Raw genomic sequence first — 22550 nt, 5'->3', positions numbered from 1 at the left:
CTCGACTGCCCTCGACCGCCCTCGACTGCCCTCGACTGCCCTCGACTGCCCTCGACCGCCCTCTGGAGCGCCCGCCCGCTTCACTTCTCGTCGTTCAGCCGGCGCGCACGATCTGGAAGGAGTACGACCCGGTCTTCGCCGCGGGTGACCTGACGACCAGCGCGTAGCGCCCGTCGGAGCCCGAGAGCGGCATGTCGAACTCGTTGCCGCACAGCGGGTAGGGCTGCCGGGGATCGGCGAGGCTCTTCTCCGCCGCGTCGTAGAGCTCGACGTCGATGGAGGTGCACGGCCCGCCTCCCGCGATGATCCTGATGGCCTTGGCACCGTCGGCGTCGAACTCGAAGCGGTCGATCCGTCCGGGGACGTCCAGCGACCCCGCCCCCTCCGGGCTGCCCTCACCGATCTTCAGGCCGATCGTCGCGGGGAACGTGCGGACCTTCACGGTCGCGATCCGGAAGCTGTACGCCCCGATCACGTTGGTGTTCCCCCAGACCTCCAGCCGGTGGCCGCCCACCTTGGTCAGCTTGTTGCTGAGCGACGTACCCGCGCTGAAATCGACACTGGCCGGGGTCAGGGGCTCGTCGTCGACGTCGGAGAACACCTGGAACTGGATGCCGTCGCCCTCCATGTCGGCGACGTAGAACTCCCTGGCGTCGCCCAGATCCAGCGTGAATTTGTGCCTCTCCCCCGCGCGGGTCAGCTCGGCCGAGACCGTGCTGCCGTCGACGAGGGTGCCGCCCGGTTCGACGGCCGCGGAAGGCCGGTCCTGCCCGCCGGTCTCCGCCTGCTCGGGAGTGCTTTCCGGCTGGGCCGGGGGGTCGCTCTCGGCGGGCGCGGTGGTCGCCTCGCTCGTCACCTGCGCGGGGGCGGCCGCGCCGTCCCCGGTCTGGCCGCCGGTGAGGCCGCAACCGGTGAGGGCCGTCAGAGCGAGAACGAGAAGGACAAGGAAGGCACCGTGCCGGACGGGGGCGGCAAGGAGTGAGGGGAGGTTCTTCATGAAAAGCCATTCTTCGCGGCCCGCTTACAACCTGGTTGCCCGTCACTTTCTCACTCCCCGAGCGGCCTTTCGCGGGTTTCGCGCTTCCGGCACCTCCGTCGGCCCCGGTCTTTCCCGGGTCGACACCGGTCAGAAGGCACTCGATCACGTGGCCGACACCCGGTGGTCATCCTCGCGCCGGGCGGGCGTCGTGGGCGATGAGCAGGCACGGCCGGATCGGACAACGTTGTCAACGTGGCGGACGGCCTGTCGGTATGGTTCGGGTATGACCAGCGATGGCGGCCGTGCGAGGCGGCCCACCATGGTGGACGTGGCGGCCCTGGCCGGGGTGAGCCTGAAGACCGTCTCGCGGGTCGTGAACAACGCTCCGCACGTACAGCCCGAGTTGGTCGAGCGGGTGCTCACCGCCGTGGCCGAACTCGGCTTCCGCCGCAACCACCTGGCCAGCTCGCTGCGTTCCGGGCAGGCGACCGCCACGATCGGGCTGCTGATCGAGGAGATCGCGAACCCTTTCTACGCGACGATCGCGGGAGCCGCCGCCGAGGTCGCCGGGCACCACGGCACGATGCTCATCATCGCCAGTTCCGAGGAGGATCCGGCGCGCGAGCGGCAACTGCTGCGGGACATGTGCGCCCGCCGCGTCGACGGGCTGCTCGTGGTGCCGGCCGGTGAGGACCACTCGTTCCTGCGCGCCGAGGTCGAGCTCGGCACCCCCGTGGTCTTTCTCGACCGTCCGGCGGGCGGGCTGCTCGCCGACACGGTGCTGCTCGACAACCGCGGGGGCGCGCGGGCCGGGGTGTGCCGGCTCGTCGAGGCGGGCCATCGGCGGATCGGGGTCCTGCTCGACTCGATCGGCGTCCACACGATGCGCGAGCGGCTCGACGGCGCGCGGGACGCGCTGGCCTCGGCCGGCACGCCGTACGACACCGGGCTGGTCCGCGACGGCGTCCGCGACCCGGCTGAGGCCGCCCGGGCCGTCTCCGAACTGCTCGACCTGCCGGATCCGCCGACCGCCTTCTTCAGCCTGAACAACCGGATCACCCTCGGCGCGGTCGGGGAACTGCACCGGCGCGGCAGCGACGCCGCGCTGCTCGGGTTCGACGACTTCGACATGGCCTCTCTGGTGCCGTACCCGCTGACGGTGATCGCCTATGACACCCGTGAGCTGGCCAGGACCGCCGCCGAGCTGCTGTTCCGGCGGATCGGCGGGGATCGGTCGTGGCCGCGCACCGTGGTGCTTCCCACCGAGCTGGTCGAGCGGGGCATCCCGCCGCGCTGAGTTCCGGCGGCCGGTTCCCTACCGGGCTGCGGGCCGGCGTGACGGAGAGGGAGCCGATCCCGCGAGCCGCGGGTCATGGGCACGCGCCCCCGATTCGATCTCTCGGAGCCGGGGGTGCGTGCGTCTCACGGGGTCACGCGTAGAGGAAGTAGTAGCTGTACCGGCTCTCCCACTCGCATGAGTAGTCGTTCCACCAGTCCTCGGTGATGCCGTGGGTTCCGATCCGCTCGCACTCCGCGTGCTCCTTGAAGACACCCGCCAGCCTCTCGGCGTGCGCCGGGGCGGCACCGGTCGTCAGCGAAACTCCGAGGACCATGACGGCCGAGACGAGAACAGCGCGTACCTTTCGCATTCGTCCTCCTGTGACTGGGGAGATCATGAAGGTGAACATTATCACTCGGCCCGCACCAGAGAAGATCATCGCACTCGAATCATTCGCGGGACGGGGATGAAACTTTCATCGGCCTTGTCACCGGCCGCACATGTTTCGCGGATGTTTACCGACGGTAAATCCCATGCCACCCGCCCTCGAAGGCCCAGCCGCTGTCCCATTCCCGACATGGCGGCCTTGAAAGGCCTCGCGGGCGCGTATCCGACCGCCTGTGCATGCCATAGATGATCTGGCCTGTCTTCGCACCACCTGATGCTCAAAGTACGATTTACGCCTCTCATCCTGTTCTATTGGAACGATGCATCGAAAACTTTGACCACCATCACTTACGTGTCATATCGTCGCCCCGCCCATATCGATGTGAGCCGCGACACTCGAACAGGACGTTGTTCTCGCAGGCGCTACGGTCGGCCTGCTGATCGAGGTCGCCACGGCGCGAGAGAAAACACGGACGGTCACCGGGGACGAGCGGCGAGCATCCGACCAACCGGAGTCGCACCATGCAAGCTCGAATCCGCACGGCCGTGATCGTCGGCATGGCGATGACCATGCTGGCCGTCGTCGGCGTGTCAGCAGTCTTCGCGCCACCGGCTCACGCCACGCAGGTGATCACCAACATCGCCTACGCGCCCGCGCAACCGGCCGGGAGCAAGGGGCATCTGCTGGACCTCTACCTGCCCTCCACCGGAATCACGCCCCGGCCGCTGCTGATCTGGCACACCGGCTCGGCGTGGACGAGTGACGACGGCAAGGCCGGCGCGGACGCGATCGCGGACATCTTCACCCCCCTGGGCTTCGCCGTGGCCGGGGTCAGCGTCCGCTCCAGCGCCCAAGCGATCTTCCCGGCCCAGGTGCACGACATCAAGGCGGCCATCCGCTGGCTGCGCGCGAACGCCGCCACGTACCAGCTCGACCCCAATCGATTCGCGATCATGGGTGACTCCTCGGGCGGCTGGCTGACCGAGATGGCCACCTTCTCCGGTGGCGTGGCCGCACTGGAGGGCACCGTCGGCACGACCGGCGTCTCCAGCGCGGTGCAGGCAGGACTCGCCTTCTTCAGTCCGACCGACTTCCTGCAGATGAACGCGCAGAACCTGCCGACCGGCGGGCTCGACCACAACTCCCCCGCCTCCCCCGAGTCCCTCCTGGTCGGCTGCCCGATCCAGACCTGTCCGGCCACGGTGGCCCAGGCCAATCCGATGACCTACGTCGACAGCAACGACCCGCCGCTGATGTTCATGCACGGCCAGGCCGACTTCCTGGTACCGCACGGGCAGAGCCTCCTGCTCTACAACAGGATCAAGGCCCAGTGCGGCAATGCCACGTTCATCTCGGTGCCCGGCGCGGACCACATGATGCCCCAGATCATGGACCCCGCCCGGCACGGCCTGCAGACCGTCCGCACCACCGCCAACTGCTCAGAGACCGTCGGTACCGGCACGTTGAACCCCACCTGGCCCAACTTCACCACCTTCCTGCGCGGCGGGCTCAAGATGGGCACCTCCTGCGAGGTCACCTACTCCACCGGCGCCTGGAACGGCGCCTTCAACGGCAGCGCGACCATCAGGAACACCGGCACCACCCCCATCGAGGGCTGGACCCTGACGTGGACCTGGCCGGGCAACCAGCAGATCACCACCGCCTGGAACACCACGGCGACCCAGGTCGGCACCCAGGTGACCGCCCGTGACGCCGGCCATAACTCCTACATCGGCCCCGGCTCCAGTCAGAGCCTCGGTTTCTCGGCGACCGCCACCGGAACGAACGGCATTCCGGCCCAGTTCAAACTCAACAACCTCGTCTGCACGAGAGTGCCCGCCTGAGACGACGTACCGGGCCCGAGCCGAACGGCGAGGGCCCGGCACCGTTCTCCTGTCGCCGGGATTCCCAAGAATTACATTCTGGGAAACCGTGACCTGGAGCGGAAAGGCGCATTTCCAGAGTTGAATACATTCCGTCGGAACCCGATCACGGAATGTCACCGACCGGCCGCTCACGTCCATATTGCTTTCCGCAACGGTCCGCCCCTATTGTTGCCCCCGACGGCCGCCGGCCCATTTCCCGCTTTTCATTGCCCGGCCGCAGGTCACTTGATATCCCGTGACCCGAAATAAATCGGATAAGCCGTCTTCCGCTGCCAGAAGGCCGTTGTCCGGGATCGTCGATGAGTTAGGGGACGTGTGCGTACATCCAACATATTCGTCAGGAGCCTCGGCGTTTATGTGCCTGACAGTGTGAGCGTCGAGCAGGCGGTTCGTGAGGGCTGGTACCCGGCCGAGGAGGTCGAGAGGTTCCAGCAGATCGGCGCGGCGGTGGCCGGCGACATGCCCGCGCCCGAGATGGCACGGCTCGCGGTCCTGGACGCGTACGACCGCTGGGGCGAGTCCTCCCCGCGCGACCTCGACCTGCTGCTCTACCCGTCTGTCTGGCACCAGGGCCCGAACGGCTGGCAGCCCCAGCACTACCTGCAGATGCACCTCCTCGGTGGGAACGTTCCCGCGTTCGAGATCCGGAGCGGCTGCGTGGGGATGATCAGCTCGCTCGAACTGGCGGCGAGCTACCTGCAGGCCGACGCGGACCGGGAGACGGCGATGGTCGTCTCCTCGGACAACCACGGCACCCCGCTGGTGGACCGCTGGCGGATGACCCCCGGGGCGCTGATCGGCGACGCCGCGGCCGCGCTCCTCCTCGGCAAGGACTACGGCATGGCCGAGCTCCTCTCGGTGAACGCGACGGTGATCCCGGAGGCCGACGCGGTCAACGACGGCGCCTACCCCCTGTTCCCCCCGGACGCCACCGTCGGCAGAGGGCTGAGCTTCGGCGACCGGCACGAGGAGTTCCGCCAGAGGCTGCTCAAGAAGCAGGGAACCGGGATCCACCTCACGATCCAGAAGACGATGATGCAGCAGGTCGAGAAGACCCTGGACGAGGCGGGGATCGAGCTCTCCGACATCACGCGGGTGGCGTTGCCGCACGGCCGCCGCGAGGACCTGGACGGGCAGATGTCCTGGCTGGGCATCGAGGAGGACCAGACGACCTGGGACTACGGAAGGCGCGTGGGCCACTGCGGCGCGGTGGACCAGTTCATCGCCTTCGAGCATCTCGTCGCGACCGGCGGGCTCGTGGCCGGCGATCACCTGCTCACGGTCGGGTTCGGCTCGGGAACGTCCGTCGCCGCGGCGGTCTTCAGGGTCCTGGCCACCTCTCCCGTCACGACAGGGGCACGCGCATGACCGATCTCACGCGAAGGCTGGTCGACTTCATCCAGGAGAACCTCGTCCTGGACGGCGACGACATCAAGGTCGACGAGACGACCCCGCTCCTGCTGTCGGGGCTCCTGGACTCCCTGCGGACCGCGCGGCTGCTGAACTTCCTCCGCAAGGACGTCGGCGTCCCGATTCCCGCCGCGAGGCTCGACCCGGAGAACTTCAAGGACGTCGTGACCATCGTGGCGATGGTCGAAGAACTCGAATCCGTCTAGCCGGGCGAGGGCAGAGTCATGCAGTTGGCGGACACCTACATCAGCGGGGTGGGAGCCTTCCTCCCCCGCACCGTCGTCAGCGTCGAGAAAGCCGTCGCCAAAGGCTGGTACCCGGCGCAGGAGGCCGAGCTGCACAACCTGGCCGGGGCGGTGGTGGCCGGTGACGTACCGGCTCCGGAGATGGCCCTGCACGCGGCGCGGAGCGCGCTCAAGCGCAGCGGGCGCGCGCCGGGCGACCTGGATCTCCTCCTGTACGCCTCGACGTGGCACCAGGGTCCCGACGGCTGGCCCCCGCACTCCTACCTGCAGCGTCACCTCGTCGGCGGGGACGTCCTGGCCACCGAGATCCGGCAGGGCTGCAACGGGATGTTCATCGCCCTGGAGCTCGCGGCCGGCCACCTGGACGCCGTACCCGGCAGGCAGGCCGCCCTGCTGGTCGCCGCCGACAACTACGGCACCCCGCTGATGGACCGGTGGCGGATGGGACCCGGCTACATCGGCGGGGACGCCGCCGCCGCGCTCGTGCTCACCAAGGGGACGGGTTTCGCGCGCCTGACGTCGGTCTGCACGACGACGGTGACCGAGGCCGAGGAGCTCCACCGGGGCAGCGAGCCTCTCTTCCCGCCGGGCGTCACGGTCGGGCGCAAGATGAGCTTCGCCGCCAGGAACGAGCAGTTCAGGCAGCAGGTCATGCCCAAGGGCGAGGCCACCACGGCGCTGTTCAAGATCCAGCGGGCGCTGATGGAGGTCGTCGAGCGCGCGTTGACCGAGAGCGGGATCGGGGCCGGCGACCTCACCAGGGTGGCGTTCATGAACTACTCGGAGGAGATCGTCGAACAGCGGTGCATGGCCATGCTCGACCTGCCCATGTCCCGCTCGACCTGGGACTACGGTCGCACCATCGGCCACTGCGGTGCCGCCGACCAGACCCTCTCCCTCGACCACCTGCTCCTGACCGGGCAGCTGGGCCCCGGCGACCACGTGCTGATGCTCGGCACCGGGCCGGGAGTGACCGTCTCCGGCGCCGTCATCAAGATCATCGACAATCCTCAGTGGGTCTGAAGTGGGTCCGACCGAAGGGAAACGAACGCAGATGGCCGACAGTACGCGCGGAGTCCAGGTGGAACCAGTGGCGGTGATCGGGATCGGATGCCGCCTTCCCGGCGACGCCCGCTCACCGGACGAGTTCTGGGACCTGCTGCGTGCCGGCCGGAACACGACCGGGCCGCTGCCCGCGGAACGCTGGCGCCCGTACGAGAACCGAAGCCCCGAGCACGCCGCCTCGCTGCGCGACGCCGTACGTCACGGCAGCTTCCTCGACGACATCGAGGGCTTCGACGCGGAGTTCTTCGGCCTGTCGCCCCGCGAGGCCGAACTGATGGACCCGCAGCAGCGGATCCTGATGGAGACCGCGTGGGAGGCCCTGGAGAACGCCGGCCTGCCGCCGCACAAGCTGACCGGCACCGACGCCGGGGTGTTCATCGGGGTCTGCACCGCCGACTACGGAGGCCGCCTCCTCGAGGAACTGCCCCAGATCGAGGCGTGGACCGGGATCGGCGCCGCGACCTGCGCCGTCGCCAATCGCATCTCCTACTCCCTGGACCTGCGCGGCCCCAGCATGGCGATCGACACCGCCTGCTCGGCGTCGCTGGTCTCGCTGCACCTGGCCGCCCAGAGCCTGCGGCTCGGCGAGAGCGACGTCGCCCTCGCCGGCGGCGTGAACCTGCTGGTCACCCCGGGCCAGACCCTCACGCTCGGCACGGCGGGAGCCCTCGCCCCCGACGGGCGGTCCAAGTCGTTCGACGCCTCGGCCGACGGCTACGGACGCGGCGAGGGCTGCGGCGTGGTCGTGCTCAAGCGGCTGTCGGACGCCCGGCGCGACGGTGACCGGATCCTCGCGCTCGTCATCGGCAGCGCCGTGAACCAGGACGGGCACACCAACGGCATCATGGCGCCGTGCGGACAGGCCCAGGAACACGTGATGATCCGGGCCTGCCGGCAGGCGGGCATCGCACCGTCCACCGTCGACTACATCGAGGCGCACGGCACGGGCACCCGGCTCGGCGACCCACTTGAGGCGGGAGCGCTCTCCTCCGTGTACGGCACGCCGCGGCCCCCCGGCGACCCGTGCCTCGTCGGCTCCGTGAAGTCCAACATCGGTCACCTCGAGGGCGCCGCCGGCATCGCCGGCGTCATCAAGGCGGTGCTCGCCCTCCACCGCGGTGAGATCCCGCCGAGCGTGCTGGACACCCTGAACCCGGCCATCCCGTGGGAGACCTCGGGCCTTCGCGTGGTGACCGAGCAATCGGCCTGGCCCGAGCGCGACCACCCCCGCAGGGCGGGCGTCTCCAGCTTCGGGTACGGCGGCACGGTCGCGCACATCGTGCTCGAACAGGCCCCCGCGGCCCAGGAGGCTCCCCGGGGCGAAGAAGGCGGGGAAGGCGGGGAGCGGCTGTTCCCGCTGTCGGCCGCCTCGGAGCAGGCGCTGCGGCAGTACGCGGGCAGGCTCGCCGACCGCCTCGACCAGGGACTCGGCCAAGGGCTCGACCTGGCGTCGGCGGGGCACACGCTCGCGCTCCGGCGCACCCATCTGGCCCGTCGCGCCGTCGTGATCGGGGCGGACGGGAACGAGCTCGCGGCCGGTCTGCGCAGGCTCGCCGATGACGTACCCGCCGAGAGCGTCATCACCGGTGACGTGCTGCCCGAGCTCGGCCCCGGGCCGGTCTGGGTCTTCTCAGGCCAGGGCTGCCAGTGGCGCGGAATGGGGCGGGAACTGCTCGCCGTGCCGGAGTTCGCGTCCCTCGTCGACGAGGTGGAGCCGATCTTCGTCGAGGAGATCGGCTTCTCGCCCCGGCAGGTCCTCGCCGACGGCGATCTCGACACCATCGACCGCGTGCAGACCATGATCTTCGTGATGCAGCTGGGCCTCGCCAGGCTCTGGAACGCGTACGGGGTCACTCCGAAGGCCGTCATCGGCCACTCCGTCGGCGAGATCGCGGCGGCGGTGACGGCCGGCGCGATGACCGTCGCCGACGGCGCCCGCCTGATCTGCCGCCGCTCCCGGCTGCTGCGCCAGGTCGAGGGCGAGGGGGCGATGGCGATGGTCGACCTGTCGTTCGAGGAGGCGGCGGAGCGGCTCGCCGGCCGTACCGACCTGGTGGCCGCGATCTCGTCGGCCCCCGGCTCCACCGTGCTGTCCGGCGACGTCGCCGCGGTCGAGGCGGTGGTGAACGAGTGGCCCGCCGAGGGCATCGTGGTGCGGCGGGTGGCCTCCGACGTCGCCTTCCACAGCCCGCACATGGACCCGCTCGCCGTCGAACTCGCCGCCGCCGTCGCCGATCTCTCGTTCGGCGCGCCTCGCGTCCCGATGTACACGACCGCGCTGGCCGACCCCCGGTCGACGCCCGTCCTGGACGGCGCGTACTGGGCGGCGAACCTGCGAGACCCCGTGCGGCTCACCGCGGCGACGACGGCCGCGGCGCAGGACGGCCACCGCGTGTTCCTGGAGATCTCCCCCCACCCCGTGGTCGCGCACTCGGTGACCGAGACGCTCTCGGAGAACGGGTTCGACGACGTGTTCGTCGGCACGTCACTGCGCAGGAACCAGCCCGAGTCCTCGACCTTCCTCGTCGCGCTGGGCACGGCGCACTGCCACGGCGTCGAGGTGGACTGGAGCCGGCTGCAGCCGTCCGGCGGCCTGGCCGACCTGCCGCCGTACGCCTGGCAGCACCGCCGCCACTGGCGGGAGGCGTACACCGGGGACGACAACCGGGGGCACGACGTGCACTCCCACACCCTGCTCGGGGCCGGGACCGGCCTCGCGGGCAGCCGGACCCGGGTGTGGCGGACCAGCCTGGAGGACGCCAACCGGCCCTACCCGGGCAGCCACGCCCTCAACGGGGTCGAGATCGTGCCCGCCGCCGTGCTCGTCAACACGTTCCTGCACGCGGTCGAGGACGAGGACGTCACGCTCACCGACGTGGAGATGATGCATCCGCTGATGACCGCGGAACGCAGGCAGATCCAGGTCGTGCACGAGCCTCCGGCGGTGCGGCTCGCGGCCCGTACCCCGGCCGGTCCCGACGAGCCGGAACCCGCCTGGCTGGTGCACGTCACCGCGGACGTGGCCGCCCCCGGCCAGGTGAAACCCGACATGCTGCCGGACGCCGACTCTCTCGGCCCGATCGATCCCGGGTTCGTGCACAAGCGGCTCGCAGGCGTCGGCGTGCCCTCGACGGGCTTCGACTGGACGATCGAGACGCTGCTGAGCGGGGACGGCGTGCTGCGGGCCACGGTACGCACCGGGGAGGCGGAGGGCTGGACGCCGGCGCTGGACGCGGCGATGTCCGTGGCGCCCTGCGTGTTCCCCGGCGATCCGGTGCTGCGCATGGTCGTGCACATCGACGACGTGACGCTGACCGGCGCGCCTCCCTCGACGGTGATCATCGACGCGGCCGTCGACCCTGCCGCCGAGGACACCGTCCGGGTGCTCCTCGCCGACGTGGACGGCCGGGTGGTGGGACACCTCACCGGACTCCGCTATCCGGTGATCGACGCGCCCGCCCCGGCCGAGGAGGATCTCGGTGGGCCCGCGGAGTCGTTCTCCGGCCTGGCGCCCGAGGACCTGCGCGAGCGTGTCCTGCCCGAGATCCGCGCGGAGATCGCCGCCGTGATGAGGCTCGCCCCCGAGGACCTGGCGACCAGGCGTCCCCTGGTCGAGCAGGGGCTCGACTCGGTGATGACCATCATGGTCCGGCGACGTCTGGAGAAGCGCTTCGGCCGCCGTCTCCCGGCGACCCTGCTGTGGCAGCAGCCCACCATCACCGCGATCGCGAACCACCTGGTGGAGCTTCTCACGGCTCCGGGACCGGAGGTGGCGACGGAGACCGCCGCCGAGAGCGTGCTCGCGATCGGAGGCTGAGGCCGCCTGCCGGGTGTCCGAGAGGGATCCCTCTCGGACACCCGGCAGGCGCGTGCGGTGCGGGGGTGGACGGCTCAGTCGGTCATGCGGGCCGCGCACGGACAGCGAGGCGTCGAGAGACGGCGAGAACCTCGACCTGCGGACGTGAGGGGGAAGGCCCGGTCAGGACCGCTTTCCGCCTTCGGATCGCCCTCCGGAGCGGCCGCTCTCCGAACGTCCACTCTCCGGGCGCCCCTTGGAATGCCCGGCCTTGACCTGGATGCGTCGCCCCTGTCCCTGGGTGGCCTTGGGGATCCGCAGGGTCAGGATCCCCTCCTCCATCGACGCCTCCACGCCCTCCTGGTCCACGTCGGAGGGGAGCGAGGTGTGGAAGTGGAATCGTCCCGTCCGAACCCGCAGCGCGTTGGAACTTCCCTCTTCCTTGTGGACCTCGCCGTTGACGCACAGTTCGCGGCCGTTGATGGAGATCTCGACGTCCTCGGGTGAGATGCCGGGCATCTCCAGCCTGGCGAGGTAGGCGTCGTCGATCTCGTCGATCTCGGCGATCGGCATCCACGGGCGTTCCGCCTCGCCCTCGACCGTCGGCCGGGTCAGCAGTCCGAGCTGGCTGAACAGGTCCTGCATCTCCCCGAAGGGGTCCCTTCGCAGTATCGCGAACGGCTCGACCCCGTGCATGTGGCCGCCCCTGGTGCGCCTCATCGGCAATGTCATGACATCCCCCTGCTTACGCTTGAATCAGGCTCCTCGTCCCCCACGAGGGAACCTCGGCCGCAGCAGGGCAACGGCCCGCGCGGCCAGTAGCACAGCGCTACCGCGTAGTGACAGATACCCGACAAAGGTCGCGACTACACTCGCCGCCGACCCCACCCGCCCCGCCGGGCGGCGTCCCCGGCGACCTCAACCGGGTCACCTCTCGGGCTCTCCCTCCTCGGCCCGGTAGGACGTGGTCCAGGTGGCACCGCATCGGCAGTGGGACAGCACGAGCAGCTCGCCCCCCTCGGTCACGGTCATGTCGCGATTGAGGCGGACGTGAACATGCGTGCTCATGACGGGTGGACCTCCACTTGATCATTGGTTCCGGCCGGTCCTCGGCCGCGAATCCCCGGCGCCATCGGGGCCGCGGTCACGCCGCCCGGCCCGGGGAGGTGATGTCTTTCCTCACCACATCCCCAAAGTATGCGATTTTATGACAAAAGTGATGATTTTCCATATTTAGCCCATGGGTCCGCGTCCTCCAGGAAGGGGTCCGAACGCCGACGAGCGCGGCGATTCCCCGCCCCGCGCTCGCGAAATTTTTTCCATATGGTAAAAGCATGTTCTTCGAGCCCCCATCGGCACAGGAAGAAGCAACCCGCCCGCCCAAACCCGAGCTGCCCGCCTGGTACGCCCCGCCCGCCGAGGAGATGGGCGCGACGATGACCAGCGATCTTCTGCTCGCCCGCACCCAGAACGTCGCCATCACCCTGCCGACGATCCGGGCGTTCAGCACCGGATGCCTGTTGGACGTGGACATCGTCATGAGGCGGCGCTCCCTGCCCCCCGACGACTTCCAGGCCCTCCAGATGTCCGTGTTTCCGCACATGATCTCCAGCGTGAGCGCCCGCGGGTTACCGGACAACCTGCTGCGGTTCGGCGTCCGCTTCGCCGACGGCACCAAGGCCACCACCGTCGGGCAGAGGTTCGACCTGGCACGGCTCCCACAGGACCCGCCATCGGTTCCGCGGCTCTCCTGGCTGTTCGGAGGCATGTCCCTGCGCAGCGGCGGCGACGAAGAGGGCTTCCTCACCGTCGGACTGTGGCTCTGGCCCTCACCGCCCCCGGAGACCTTCGAACTCGGCGTGGAGTGGCCCTCCGCCGGGATCGAGCTGAGCATCGCCACCCTGGACGGCGCGGCCATCGTGTCCGCCGCCGAGCGATCGGTCCCGTACTGGCCCGACCCCCCACCGGGCGGCTGACCCGCTCCCGGCTTGAAGGCCGGAGCACGGCGGACGATTTCAACGGCCCCTGACCTGCGCGGACCTCCACGAGTTCCGCTCGCCGCCCTCCCGGCCACGGCACACACTTGACCGGGAGGACCCACCATCCCGCGAACCTCGGACCCGCCGCCCATCCGGGGCGGCGGAGCCCCGATGATCCGACCGGCGAAAAATCGTTCGCATCCTCCTGACACCCTGCGTCACCATTGCCATGACCGAGGGTGTTCGGAGGGGCGGATGGCCGTGCTGGAATCAGTCGATTCTCCAGAAGACAGACCGTCTCCCCGGAGGTCGGCCGTCCTGCTGGCGCTGCGGTACTACAACCGGGAGCTGCTGAGACAGTGGCGGGTCGCCGTGCCCGCGCTCACCCTGCCCGCGTTGGGCAACACCTGCCTGTTCTATCTCGCCCCGCTCGCGGTGGGTGCGATCGTGGGGCGCCTGTCCGACGGCGGGGACGACGTCGCCGCCCTCATGCCGTACGTGCTCGGCTTCGGCGCGACGCTGCTCGCCGGGGAGGTGCTGTGGCGGGTGGGCATTCACTTCCTGAACCGTACGGACGCCCGGGGCGTCGAGTGGCTCGGGGTGATGGCCATGGACAGGCTGCTGGCCAAGGACGCCGCGTTCTTCCACGACAACTTCGCCGGCTCGCTGACCAAGCGGGTGCTGAGCTTCTCCGGCGGGTTCGAGAACTTCGTGGACACGCTCACCTTCTCGATCATCGCCAAGGTGGTGCCGCTGGCCTTCGCCTCGGTGGTGCTGTGGCGGTATCACCCGCTGCTGGTCTTCGTCCTCCTCGGCCTCATCGTCGTCACCGGCCTCGTCATCGCCCCGCTCATTCGCCGTCGCCAGAGACTGGTGGACCAGCGTGAGGCCGCGAAGGTGCGGGTGTCCGGGCACATCGCCGACGTGCTGGCCAACATGGAGACGGTCCGCGCGTTCGCCGCCGAGGAGCGCGAGGCCGCGAAGCACCGGGCGCGGGTCGCCGAGCAGCGCGGGCTGACGCTCCGCTCCTGGGACTACGCCAACCTCCGGGTGGACACCGTCATCGCCCCGCTCTCGATCCTCACCAGCACCCTCGGCCTGCTCCTCGCCATCACCCTCCGTGGCGGCCTGGGCGTGGAGGCGGTCGTGGTGACGTTCAGCTACTACACGACCTCGATCAACATCATGTTCGAGTTCAACCAGATCTACCGTCGCATGGAGAGCGTGCTCACCGAGTCCGCCCAGTTCACCGAGCTCCTCCTCACCCCGCCGGCAGTCGTCGACCCCAAGGACCCGCAGCCGCTGCGCCCCGCCGACGCCGGCGTCCGGTTCGAGCGCGTGACGTTCGCGCACTCCGGCAATCCACCGCTGTTCGACGGTCTGGACCTGCACATCCCCACCGGCACCAAGGTCGGCCTGGTGGGCCGGTCGGGCGGCGGCAAGACCACCCTCACCCGGCTGCTGCTACGCCTCATGGACATCGAGGGCGGCCGGATCCTCATCGGCGGCCAGGACGTCACCCGGCTCCGCCAGGCCGACCTGCGCAGCCTGATCTCCTACGTCCCGCAGGAGCCCGCCCTGTTCCACCGGTCGTTGCGCGACAACATCGCCTTCGCCCGGCCGGGCGCCACCGACGCCGAGATCCACCGGGTCGCGCGGGCGGCGCACGTCACAGAGTTCGCCGAGACCCTGCCGAACGGCTTCGACACGCTGGTCGGGGAACGCGGCGTCAAACTCTCCGGCGGCCAGCGGCAGCGCGTCGCCCTCGCCCGCGCCATCCTGCGCGACGCGCCGATCCTGCTGCTGGACGAGGCCACGAGCGCGCTGGACTCCGAGAGCGAGACTCTCATCCAGGAGGCCCTGTGGGGCCTGATGCGTGACCGCACCGCCCTCGTGGTCGCGCACCGGCTGAGCACCGTCGTGCGCATGGACCGCCTCGTCGTCCTCGACCAGGGCCGCATCGTGGAACAGGGCGACCACCACGAGCTCCTTCGTGCCCAGGGACCGTACTCCCGCCTGTGGCACCACCAGTCCGGCGGTTTCCTCCTCGAAGAGGACAGCTCGGACGCCGTCCCCCGCTGAGAGTCTCACCGTTCGCGTGAAATTTTCACCGGTGTGACGCCGTACTCCCAGAGTGTCAGGGTGGATCGATCACGGCGTTTGAGGTTCCGCGGCCCGCGTGCCTACGGTGCTGACATACGTAAAGTGATTCGGTCAAGGAGGCCATCATGCGCGCCCGCGTCATACCGGCCCTGATTCTGGCTCTGCTCGCGCTGGTCGTCACCGCCCCCGAGGCCCGCGCCCAGGTGGTGGGCGGCTTCGACTTCTCCCGGGCGCAGGTCTCCGTCACGGGCCTCCAGGTTCCCTGGGGTCTGGCGTTCCTGCCGGACGGCAGCGCGCTGGTGTCAGAACGCAACACCGGACGCATCCTGCGGGTGCGGCCGGACCAGACACCCACGGCGGTCGCCACCATCAGCGGGGTGAGCGCCTCGGGTGAGAGCGGCCTGCTCGGCATCGCCGTGTCGCCCACCTACGCCCAGGACGGCTGGGTGTACGCGTACTTCACCAGCACCGCCGGGGACAACCGCCTGGTCAGGCTGCAACTGACCGCGCCACAGACACAGACGGTGATCCTCTCGGGGGTGCCGAGCGCCACCATCCACGACGGCGGCCGCATCGCCTTCGGGCCCGACGGCATGCTCTACGTGGCGACCGGCGACGCCGGCACCACCGCCAACGCGCAGAACGTCAACAGCCTCGCCGGGAAGATCCTGCGGATGACACCCACCGGAGGCGTGCCCTCGGGCAATCCGATCGCCGGCTCCCGCGTCTGGACCTACGGTCACCGCAACGTCCAGGGCCTGACCTGGGACTCCCAGGGCAGGATGTACGCCGCCGAACTCGGACAGAACACCCGGGACGAGATCAACCAGATCGTCGCGGGCTCCAACTACGGCTGGCCGACGTGCGAGGGCACCTGCAACAACCCCTCCTTCCGCGACCCGATCGTCACGTGGACGACCGCCGAGGCGTCGCCGAGCGGGCTGGCCTGGGCCAACAACACGCTCTTCGTCGCCGCGCTGCGCGGCCAGCGCCTCTGGACGGTGCCGTTGAGCGGCGCCGGCACCCCCGGCACGCCGCTGGCCGAGTTCCAGTCCACCTACGGGCGGCTCCGCACGGTCGCGGTCGGTCCGGACGGCTGGCTCTGGGTGGCGACCAGCAACCGGGACGGCCGCGGCACCCCGGCGGCGCAGGACGACCGCATCGTCCGCGTCCCACCGGCCACCACCGGGGGCGACACCACCGCGCCGACCGCGCCGACCGGCCTCGCCGCGTCGGGGACGACCTCCACCGGCACCACCCTGGCCTGGACCGCCTCCACCGACAACGTGGGCGTGACCGGATACGACGTCCTGCGCGCGCCGGGCGCGTCCGGCGGCACCTTCACCCAGGTGGGGACCTCGGCCACCACCTCGTACGCCGAGACCGGGCTCACCGCGAACACCACCTACCGCTACCAGGTCCGGGCCCGCGACGCGGCGGGCAACCTCTCGCCGGTGTCGAACACGGTGACGGTCACCACCACCCCGGGTGGCGGCGGCCCCGGTGGGTGCTCGGCGACGGGGACCGTCCAGACGCAGTGGTCGAACGGATACGTGATCCAGCCGGTCACGGTCACCAACACCGGCACGTCCGCGACCAGTGGCTGGACGGTGACCTTCACGCTGCCGAGCGGCCACGCCGTCACCGGTTCGTGGAACGCCACGCTGACCGTGAGCGGGCAGACCGTCACGGCGAGGAGCGCCGGGCACAACGGCGCGCTCGGCCCGGGCCAGAGCACCACCTTCGGTTTCCAGGCGAGCCGCCCCAACGGCAACACCCAGACGCCGTCCGGCTACCAGTGCACGAGCCCCTGAGTCCTGCCCACGCCTGAGAGAACCGGCACGCCACCGGGGAATCGGTCCCCCGGTGGCGTGCCGATCCCGGTGGGCACGCGCACCCGCCTCGCATCGCCGTGCGAGGCGGGTGCGGTTCGGTTCGCGTTCGACCGGGGCCTCGGCCGCCGACGGCCGAGCCCCGTCGTCCGCCGCCGCGCTTCGCGCGGATCGTCGGGCGGGGATGCGCAGGTCGACGCCGATTCTCGGCGTGAAGCGAACCGATTCGATGAATCAAGCAGGGTGAACATGGCCCGTCCACCCCGGAACAGTCAAGGCATCCATGACGCTAAGGGCCGTGTTTTACGAAACATCGATGTCATCGAACCGTCACTTCATTGACATGCTTCGGTGACCGGTCCTACGATCCTTTCGAATCGGTTCGCAAGTGCAGCCCTCCGAAGAGCGTCCCCCCCAACGCCCTGCAAGGAGCCGCCCGTGAAAACCCCCTCCCGCGGCAGGCCGCGACGAGCCCCTGCGCTCGCCACCCGCCTCGCGGTCGGCCTGCTCGTCACCGGCGCCTCCGTGACCGTCACCGGTTCCCCGGCCCAGGCCGCCGGCGAGTCGATCACCGTCGACTTCTCCACCACCGGCGGCGCGCCGACCTACCGCGCCTCCGGCTGGATCTACGGCATGCCGGAGAACGCCGTCGGACCGGCCGACCACTTCTTCCGCGACGTCAACTTCCGTTTCATGCGCGCCGGTGGCGCGCAGCTCCCCGGGAGTGGCTGGGTCGGCGGGACCTACGACCGCCGGTGGAACTCCACCCTCGCCCAGGCGCGCAGGACCGTCGCCCTCGGCGGTCGGTTCATCCTCCTGCCGCACGACCTGTGGGGTGCGGACGGCGCCGGGATCTCCCGCTTCCCCGGCGACAACGGCGACTGGACCGACTACGACGACTTCCTGAACCGCCTCGTCAACGACGTCCGGGCCTCCGGGCTGAGCGTGCAGTGGGACATCTGGAACGAGCCCAACATCACCCTGTTCTGGAACCGCCCGATCTCCCAGTACCTCGAACTGTGGCGCCGCACCTACCGGCGCATCCGGGCGGAGTTCCCCAGCCGGCTCATCGTCGGCCCGAGCTGTGCCTGCGTCCCGTCCACCACGCACAGCTTCTGGAACCAGTACCTGGACTTCGTCCGCTCGACCGACACGGTGCCGGACATCATCAGCTGGCACTCGCTGCCCGGCGACCCGGTCGCCGACGTCGCCGCCGCCGACGCCACCCTCGACCCGCGCGGCATCCCGCACCCCCGCCCGTACCAGATCAACGAGTACGGCGCGCCCGAGGAGCAGAACCCCGCCGACGGCGCCTGGTACATCGCGCGGCTGGAGCGGGCCCGCGCGGACGGCCTGCGGGCGAACTGGGCCGGTGGCGGCGACCTGCACAACGACCTCGCCAATCTGCTGGTCCGCGACTCGGCCGGCCGGCACCGGCCCAAGGGCGAGTGGTGGGTCTACCGCTACTACGCCTCGCAGACCGGGCAGGTCGTCTCGGTGACCGCCGGGCCGTCGTACGACGCGCACGCCACCAAGACGAGCGGGGTCGCGAAGGTGCTGGTCGGCGGCGGTCGCACCACCGGAAACCTGACCGTGAACCTGCGGCGCCTGGACACTACCAGCGGCATCGTGCAGAACAACCAGGTGCGTGTCCTCACCCAGCGCATCCCGTACAACGGCGGCGGCGCGGTGCAGGGCCCGATCACGGTCTCGAACAACGTGGTGAACCTGTCGAACGACAACGTCACGGTGACCGTGCCGTACGGCAACCAGACCGACACCTACACCATCACCCTGCTGCCGCCCTCGGACGGCGGCCTCCAGTCGGTGGCGGTGGCCCAGCACGCCCGCCCGGACGCGCCACCGCAGGCCCCACTCGCCCGCCGTCGGTGACCCTGGCGGGCCAGAGTCGCCGTCAACACGGCGGAAGTGCTGTCGAATCGATTCGACAGCACCGTCACCGTGGAACATCCGCAGACCCTCGCTTTCTCACAACAGAACAGGAGCCACACCGTGCGAATCCCGTTACGCAGCAGGTCAGGGCAGGTCCGCGACCCCATGCCCCGACGCCGTCGCCTCCGGCTGCTGAGCGCCCTGGCCGGCGCGCTCGCCGGCGTCCTCATCGTCGGCGGCGCCACCCCCGGCACCCAGGCTCCGGCCGAGGCGGCGTCGGCGGCGGCCGCCATCGAGCCCGGGCAGAGCACCAGAATCGTGGGTACCGCGTCCGGCCGCTGTCTCGAAGTCCCCAACGCCGGCACCGCCAACGGCGCCCAGACACAACTGTGGGACTGCCACGGCGGCGCCGGCCAGATCTGGACCTGGACGTCGAGCAAGCAGCTCATGGTCTACGGCAACAAGTGCCTGGACGCCTACGGCCGGGGCACCTCGAACGGCACCGCGGCGGTGATCTGGGACTGCAACGGCCAGACCAACCAGCAGTGGAACGTCAACGCCAACGGCACCATCACCGGCGTGCAGTCCGGCCTGTGCCTCGACGCGAACGGCGCCGGCACCGCGAACGGCACCAAGATCCTCCTGTGGGCGTGCCACGGCGGCACCAACCAGCAGTGGACCTCGCCCACCACTCCGACCCCGACGCCGACTGTGACTCCGACGCCACCGCCGCCCGGCGCGCGTCCATGTGACATCTACGCCTCCGGCGGCACCCCCTGCGTGGCGGCCCACAGCACGACGCGGGCGCTCTATCAGGCGTACGCCGGCAACCTGTACCAGGTCCGCCGCTCGTCGGACAACACGACCCGAAACATCGGCCTGCTGGCCGCGGGCGGCACCGCCAACGCCGCGACGCAGGACTCGTTCTGCGCCGGCACGACCTGCGTGGTGACGGTCGTCTTCGACCAGTCGGGACGGGGCAACGACCTCTGGTACCAGGGATCGAGCGTGGTTCCCGGCTCGCCGCAGAGCAGGCCGGCGATCGCCACCTCGGAGTCCCTCACCGTGGGCGGCGCGAAGGCGTACTCGCTCTACATCAACCCCGGCAACAGCTACTGGCGGGACGGGCACCTCACCGGGGTGCCGACCGGCGCCGCCCCCGAGGGCATGTACATGGTGACCAGCGGCACCCACGTCAACAACGGCTGCTGCTTCGACTACGGCAACAGCGAGACGACGCGGAAGGCCGACGCCGCCGGGGCGATGGACGCCATCAACTTCAGCACCCAGTGCTGGTTCGGCGGCTGCTCCGGCACGGGCCCCTGGGTGCAGGCCGACCTCGAATGGGGTCTCTTCCCCGGCGGCAGCCAGAGCTGGAACCCGAACCAGCGAGCCTTCAACAGCAAGTTCGTCACCGCGACCCTGAAGAACAACGGCACCACGCGCTTCGCGATCAAGGGCAGCAACGCCCAGTCCGGCAGCCTCTACACGCTGTGGGACGGCGCGCTCCCGCCCGGATACAGCCCGATGAAGAAGCAGGGCGCGATCATCCTGGGCAGCGGCGGAGACTGTTGCAAGCCCGACGGCGGTGCGAACCTGAGTGCGGGCACCTTCTACGAAGGGGCCATGGTCGCCGGCTACCCGTCCGACGCGACCGAGAACGCGGTACAGGCAAGCGTGGTGTCCGCCGGCTATCGCTGAGCGGGCACAGAGCGGTAAGGGTTCCCCAGGTCTTTGTGGAGGTCTGATGAGCAACCGCCCGGTCCATCCGGTACTCCGTAGGACGGCCGTCCTGATGGCCGCGACGCTCCTGCTCGTGGTGAATCTGGTCGGCAGCGGTTCGGCGGAAAGGATGCAGATGTGGGACAACGGCGTGGCCGACACCCCTCCGATGGGGTGGAACAGCTACGACTCGTTCAACTGGAGGGTCACCGAGGCCGACGTCCGGGCCAATGCCGACTACATGGGTGCGAACCTGCGGCAGCACGGCTGGCAGTACGTCGTCATCGACTGGGCGTGGTACTACCCCGGCCAGCACACCGGTAGCCCCAACCAGGACGCCAACCTGCAACCCCGGCTCCGGATGGACGCCAACGGGCGGTTGCTCCCCGACACCACCCGGTTCCCCTCGGCGGCCGGCACCAACGGGTTCAAGCCGCTCGCCGACTACGTGCACGCCCAAGGGCTGAAGTTCGGCGTGCACCTGATGCGAGGCATTCCCCGGCAGGCGGTCGCGGACAACGTGCCGATCCTCGGCACCGACTGCCGCGCCAACCAGATCGCCAACGGCACCACCGCGACCTGGCTCAACCTCATGTGGGGGCTGGACATGACCAACCCCTGCGCGCAGGCGTACCTCGACTCGGTGTTCCAGCTGCTGGCCTCCTGGGGGGTCGACTTCGTGAAGGTGGACGACATCTCCGCGCCGACGTACCGGCAGGCGGAGGTCGAGGGGTACCGGGTGGCGATCCAGCGCAGCGGTCGCCCGATGGTACTGAGCCTCTCCCCCGGCGCGACCCCGCTGGCCGGCGGATCGCACGTGCGGGCGAACGCGCACATGTGGCGGATCGTGAACGACCTGTGGGACAACTGGTCGGCTCTCGACGCGTTGTTCGACCAGTTGCACAACTGGACGCCGCACCGGGCGAAGGGAGCGTGGCCCGATCCGGACATGATCCCGATCGGGCGGCTGTCGAAGTACGGCCCGGTCGGCTCGCCGCGATACTCCAACCTCACCGCCGACGAGCAACGCACGCTCATGACCCTGTGGGCGATCAACCGGGCGCCGCTGATGTGGGGCGGCAACCTCGTCGAGAACCGGCCGGCGGAGCTGGCGTTGATGACCAACTCCGCGGTGCTCGCGGTCGACCAGCACAGCACCGACAACCGGCGGCTCTACGGAGGAACCCGGCAGGTGTGGACCGCCAACGTGCCGGACAGTGACCACCGCTACGTCGCCCTGTTCAACCGAGAGAGCGCGACGGCCAACGTGTCGGTGAACCTCGCCGACCTCGGCATCGGCTCGGCCGTCGTGACCGATCTGTGGTCCGGTGCGAACCTCGGCACCTCGACCGGGACGTTCAGCCGTTCGCTGCCCCCGCACGGCTCCGGGCTCTACCGGCTGGCTCCCCAGACCACCGTCCCGCCACCGGCCACCTACACGATGACCGCGCGGCACAGCGGGAAGTCGCTGGACGTCAACAACGCCGCGACGACCGACGGCGCGAACATCGTGCAGTGGACGGCGAACGGGCAGGCGAACCAGCGCTGGCGCTTCCAGGACGCCGGTGGCGGCTACTACACGGTGACGAGCGTCAGCAGCGGCAAGTGCCTCGACGTGTACGGCGGCGCCACCGCGACCGCGAACGGTGCCCGGGTGGTCCAGTGGGCCTGCAACGGGGGCACCAACCAGCAGTGGCGTCTCCAGGACGCCGGCAACGGCTACGTGCGGCTCGTCGCCCGCCACAGCGACAAGTGCCTCGACGTGCTGAACGCCGGCACCGCCGACGGAGTCCAGGTCGTGCAGTGGACCTGCGGCACCGGCACCAACCAGCAGTGGCTGCGCACCCAGGTGTGACCGTGGGCGAGTGAGCCGTCATGCGTCGGGGGCGGGACGACGGTCGTCGACGGAGCACCCCTCACTGTCGGCGCCGACCGTCGGACAGGTCATGCGGGCCGTGGACGCCGAGCTCATC

Annotated in this window: 16 protein-coding genes; 12 read left to right on the top strand and 4 right to left on the bottom strand. The window is 70.0% G+C overall.

Annotated features, from left to right (window positions below):
- Positions 1–94: 94 nt before the first annotated feature.
- Positions 95–997, bottom strand: a complete 903-nt coding sequence (locus ABT352_RS23800) for a hypothetical protein (protein WP_350947103.1) — start codon at positions 995–997, stop codon at positions 95–97.
- Positions 998–1262: 265 nt separating this feature from the next.
- On the opposite strand from ABT352_RS23800, the gene ABT352_RS23795 reads away from it, so the two are divergent.
- Entirely contained in the window at positions 1263–2276 is a 1014-nt protein-coding gene (locus ABT352_RS23795; protein ID WP_350947102.1) for a LacI family DNA-binding transcriptional regulator, read from the top strand.
- Between the two features lie 133 nt (positions 2277–2409).
- Here the strand turns inward: ABT352_RS23795 and ABT352_RS23790 are convergent, their stop codons facing one another.
- Complete coding sequence (locus ABT352_RS23790) at positions 2410–2628, bottom strand: hypothetical protein (RefSeq protein ID WP_350947101.1); 219 nt, start codon at positions 2626–2628, stop codon at positions 2410–2412.
- Between the two features lie 539 nt (positions 2629–3167).
- Here ABT352_RS23790 and ABT352_RS23785 point away from each other — a divergent pair.
- From ABT352_RS23785 to ABT352_RS23765, 5 genes are all read left to right on the top strand, one after another.
- A complete protein-coding gene (locus tag ABT352_RS23785) occupies positions 3168–4490 on the top strand; it encodes a cellulose binding domain-containing protein (protein ID WP_350947100.1) in 1323 nt (440 codons plus the stop codon).
- A gap of 399 nt (positions 4491–4889) precedes the next feature.
- Positions 4890–5900 carry a ketoacyl-ACP synthase III family protein gene (locus ABT352_RS23780; protein WP_350947099.1) on the top strand — a complete coding sequence of 337 codons (1011 nt, stop codon included), beginning with the start codon at positions 4890–4892 and terminating at the stop codon, positions 5898–5900.
- Positions 5897–6148, top strand: a complete 252-nt coding sequence (locus ABT352_RS23775; protein WP_350947098.1) for a phosphopantetheine-binding protein — start codon at positions 5897–5899, stop codon at positions 6146–6148. The genes ABT352_RS23780 and ABT352_RS23775 overlap by 4 nt, the downstream gene beginning before the upstream one ends.
- Positions 6149–6166: 18 nt before the next feature.
- Positions 6167–7210: a ketoacyl-ACP synthase III family protein gene (locus ABT352_RS23770; protein ID WP_350947097.1), complete on the top strand. Its 1044-nt coding sequence runs from the start codon at positions 6167–6169 to the stop codon at positions 7208–7210.
- A gap of 31 nt (positions 7211–7241) precedes the next feature.
- Positions 7242–11069 (top strand): type I polyketide synthase, encoded by a 3828-nt coding sequence (locus ABT352_RS23765; RefSeq protein WP_350947095.1) that lies wholly within the window; start codon positions 7242–7244, stop codon positions 11067–11069.
- Between the two features lie 162 nt (positions 11070–11231).
- Here the strand turns inward: ABT352_RS23765 and ABT352_RS23760 are convergent, their stop codons facing one another.
- Positions 11232–11780, bottom strand: coding sequence for an Hsp20/alpha crystallin family protein (locus tag ABT352_RS23760; protein WP_350947094.1), 549 nt, complete (start codon positions 11778–11780; stop codon positions 11232–11234).
- 195 nt (positions 11781–11975) lie between these two features.
- On the bottom strand, positions 11976–12116 hold the full coding sequence (locus ABT352_RS23755) for a hypothetical protein (RefSeq protein ID WP_350947093.1): 141 nt from the start codon (positions 12114–12116) through the stop codon (positions 11976–11978).
- Between the two features lie 266 nt (positions 12117–12382).
- On the opposite strand from ABT352_RS23755, the gene ABT352_RS23750 reads away from it, so the two are divergent.
- From ABT352_RS23750 to ABT352_RS23725, 6 genes are all read left to right on the top strand, one after another.
- On the top strand, positions 12383–13024 hold the full coding sequence (locus ABT352_RS23750; RefSeq protein ID WP_350947092.1) for a hypothetical protein: 642 nt from the start codon (positions 12383–12385) through the stop codon (positions 13022–13024).
- 264 nt (positions 13025–13288) lie between these two features.
- A complete protein-coding gene (locus ABT352_RS23745) occupies positions 13289–15109 on the top strand; it encodes an ABC transporter ATP-binding protein (protein ID WP_350947091.1) in 1821 nt (606 codons plus the stop codon).
- 146 nt (positions 15110–15255) lie between these two features.
- The gene (locus tag ABT352_RS23740) at positions 15256–16944 is read left to right on the top strand and encodes a PQQ-dependent sugar dehydrogenase (RefSeq protein WP_350947090.1); all 1689 of its coding nucleotides are present in this window, start codon (positions 15256–15258) and stop codon (positions 16942–16944) included.
- A gap of 456 nt (positions 16945–17400) precedes the next feature.
- Positions 17401–18855 carry a hypothetical protein gene (locus tag ABT352_RS23735; RefSeq protein WP_350947089.1) on the top strand — a complete coding sequence of 485 codons (1455 nt, stop codon included), beginning with the start codon at positions 17401–17403 and terminating at the stop codon, positions 18853–18855.
- A 120-nt stretch (positions 18856–18975) separates the two neighbouring features.
- On the top strand, positions 18976–20556 hold the full coding sequence (locus ABT352_RS23730; protein ID WP_350947088.1) for an arabinofuranosidase catalytic domain-containing protein: 1581 nt from the start codon (positions 18976–18978) through the stop codon (positions 20554–20556).
- A gap of 46 nt (positions 20557–20602) precedes the next feature.
- Positions 20603–22432 carry an RICIN domain-containing protein gene (locus ABT352_RS23725; protein ID WP_350947087.1) on the top strand — a complete coding sequence of 610 codons (1830 nt, stop codon included), beginning with the start codon at positions 20603–20605 and terminating at the stop codon, positions 22430–22432.
- The last annotated feature ends 118 nt before the right edge of the window (positions 22433–22550 follow it).

The sequence above is a fragment of the Streptosporangium sp. NPDC000563 genome (genome assembly GCF_040299985.1).
Taxonomy (GTDB): Bacteria; Actinomycetota; Actinomycetes; order Streptosporangiales; family Streptosporangiaceae; genus Streptosporangium.
Note: the sequence above shows the minus strand (reverse complement) of the source record. Positions and strands in the feature narration are given on the sequence as shown.

What these genes read in the sequence shown, in the direction of transcription:
- ABT352_RS23770 (WP_350947097.1), top strand. Translation starts at nt 6,167, where the DNA reads ATGCAGTTGGCGGACACCTACATCAGCGGGGTGGGAGCCTTCCTCCCC.
- ABT352_RS23740 (WP_350947090.1), top strand. Translation starts at nt 15,256, where the DNA reads ATGCGCGCCCGCGTCATACCGGCCCTGATTCTGGCTCTGCTCGCGCTG.
- ABT352_RS23790 (WP_350947101.1), bottom strand. Translation starts at nt 2,628, where the DNA reads ATGCGAAAGGTACGCGCTGTTCTCGTCTCGGCCGTCATGGTCCTCGGA.
- ABT352_RS23795 (WP_350947102.1), top strand. Translation starts at nt 1,263, where the DNA reads ATGACCAGCGATGGCGGCCGTGCGAGGCGGCCCACCATGGTGGACGTG.
- ABT352_RS23750 (WP_350947092.1), top strand. Translation starts at nt 12,383, where the DNA reads ATGTTCTTCGAGCCCCCATCGGCACAGGAAGAAGCAACCCGCCCGCCC.
- ABT352_RS23755 (WP_350947093.1), bottom strand. Translation starts at nt 12,116, where the DNA reads ATGAGCACGCATGTTCACGTCCGCCTCAATCGCGACATGACCGTGACC.
- ABT352_RS23800 (WP_350947103.1), bottom strand. Translation starts at nt 997, where the DNA reads ATGAAGAACCTCCCCTCACTCCTTGCCGCCCCCGTCCGGCACGGTGCC.
- ABT352_RS23785 (WP_350947100.1), top strand. Translation starts at nt 3,168, where the DNA reads ATGCAAGCTCGAATCCGCACGGCCGTGATCGTCGGCATGGCGATGACC.
- ABT352_RS23775 (WP_350947098.1), top strand. Translation starts at nt 5,897, where the DNA reads ATGACCGATCTCACGCGAAGGCTGGTCGACTTCATCCAGGAGAACCTC.
- ABT352_RS23760 (WP_350947094.1), bottom strand. Translation starts at nt 11,780, where the DNA reads ATGACATTGCCGATGAGGCGCACCAGGGGCGGCCACATGCACGGGGTC.
- ABT352_RS23725 (WP_350947087.1), top strand. Translation starts at nt 20,603, where the DNA reads ATGAGCAACCGCCCGGTCCATCCGGTACTCCGTAGGACGGCCGTCCTG.
- ABT352_RS23765 (WP_350947095.1), top strand. Translation starts at nt 7,242, where the DNA reads ATGGCCGACAGTACGCGCGGAGTCCAGGTGGAACCAGTGGCGGTGATC.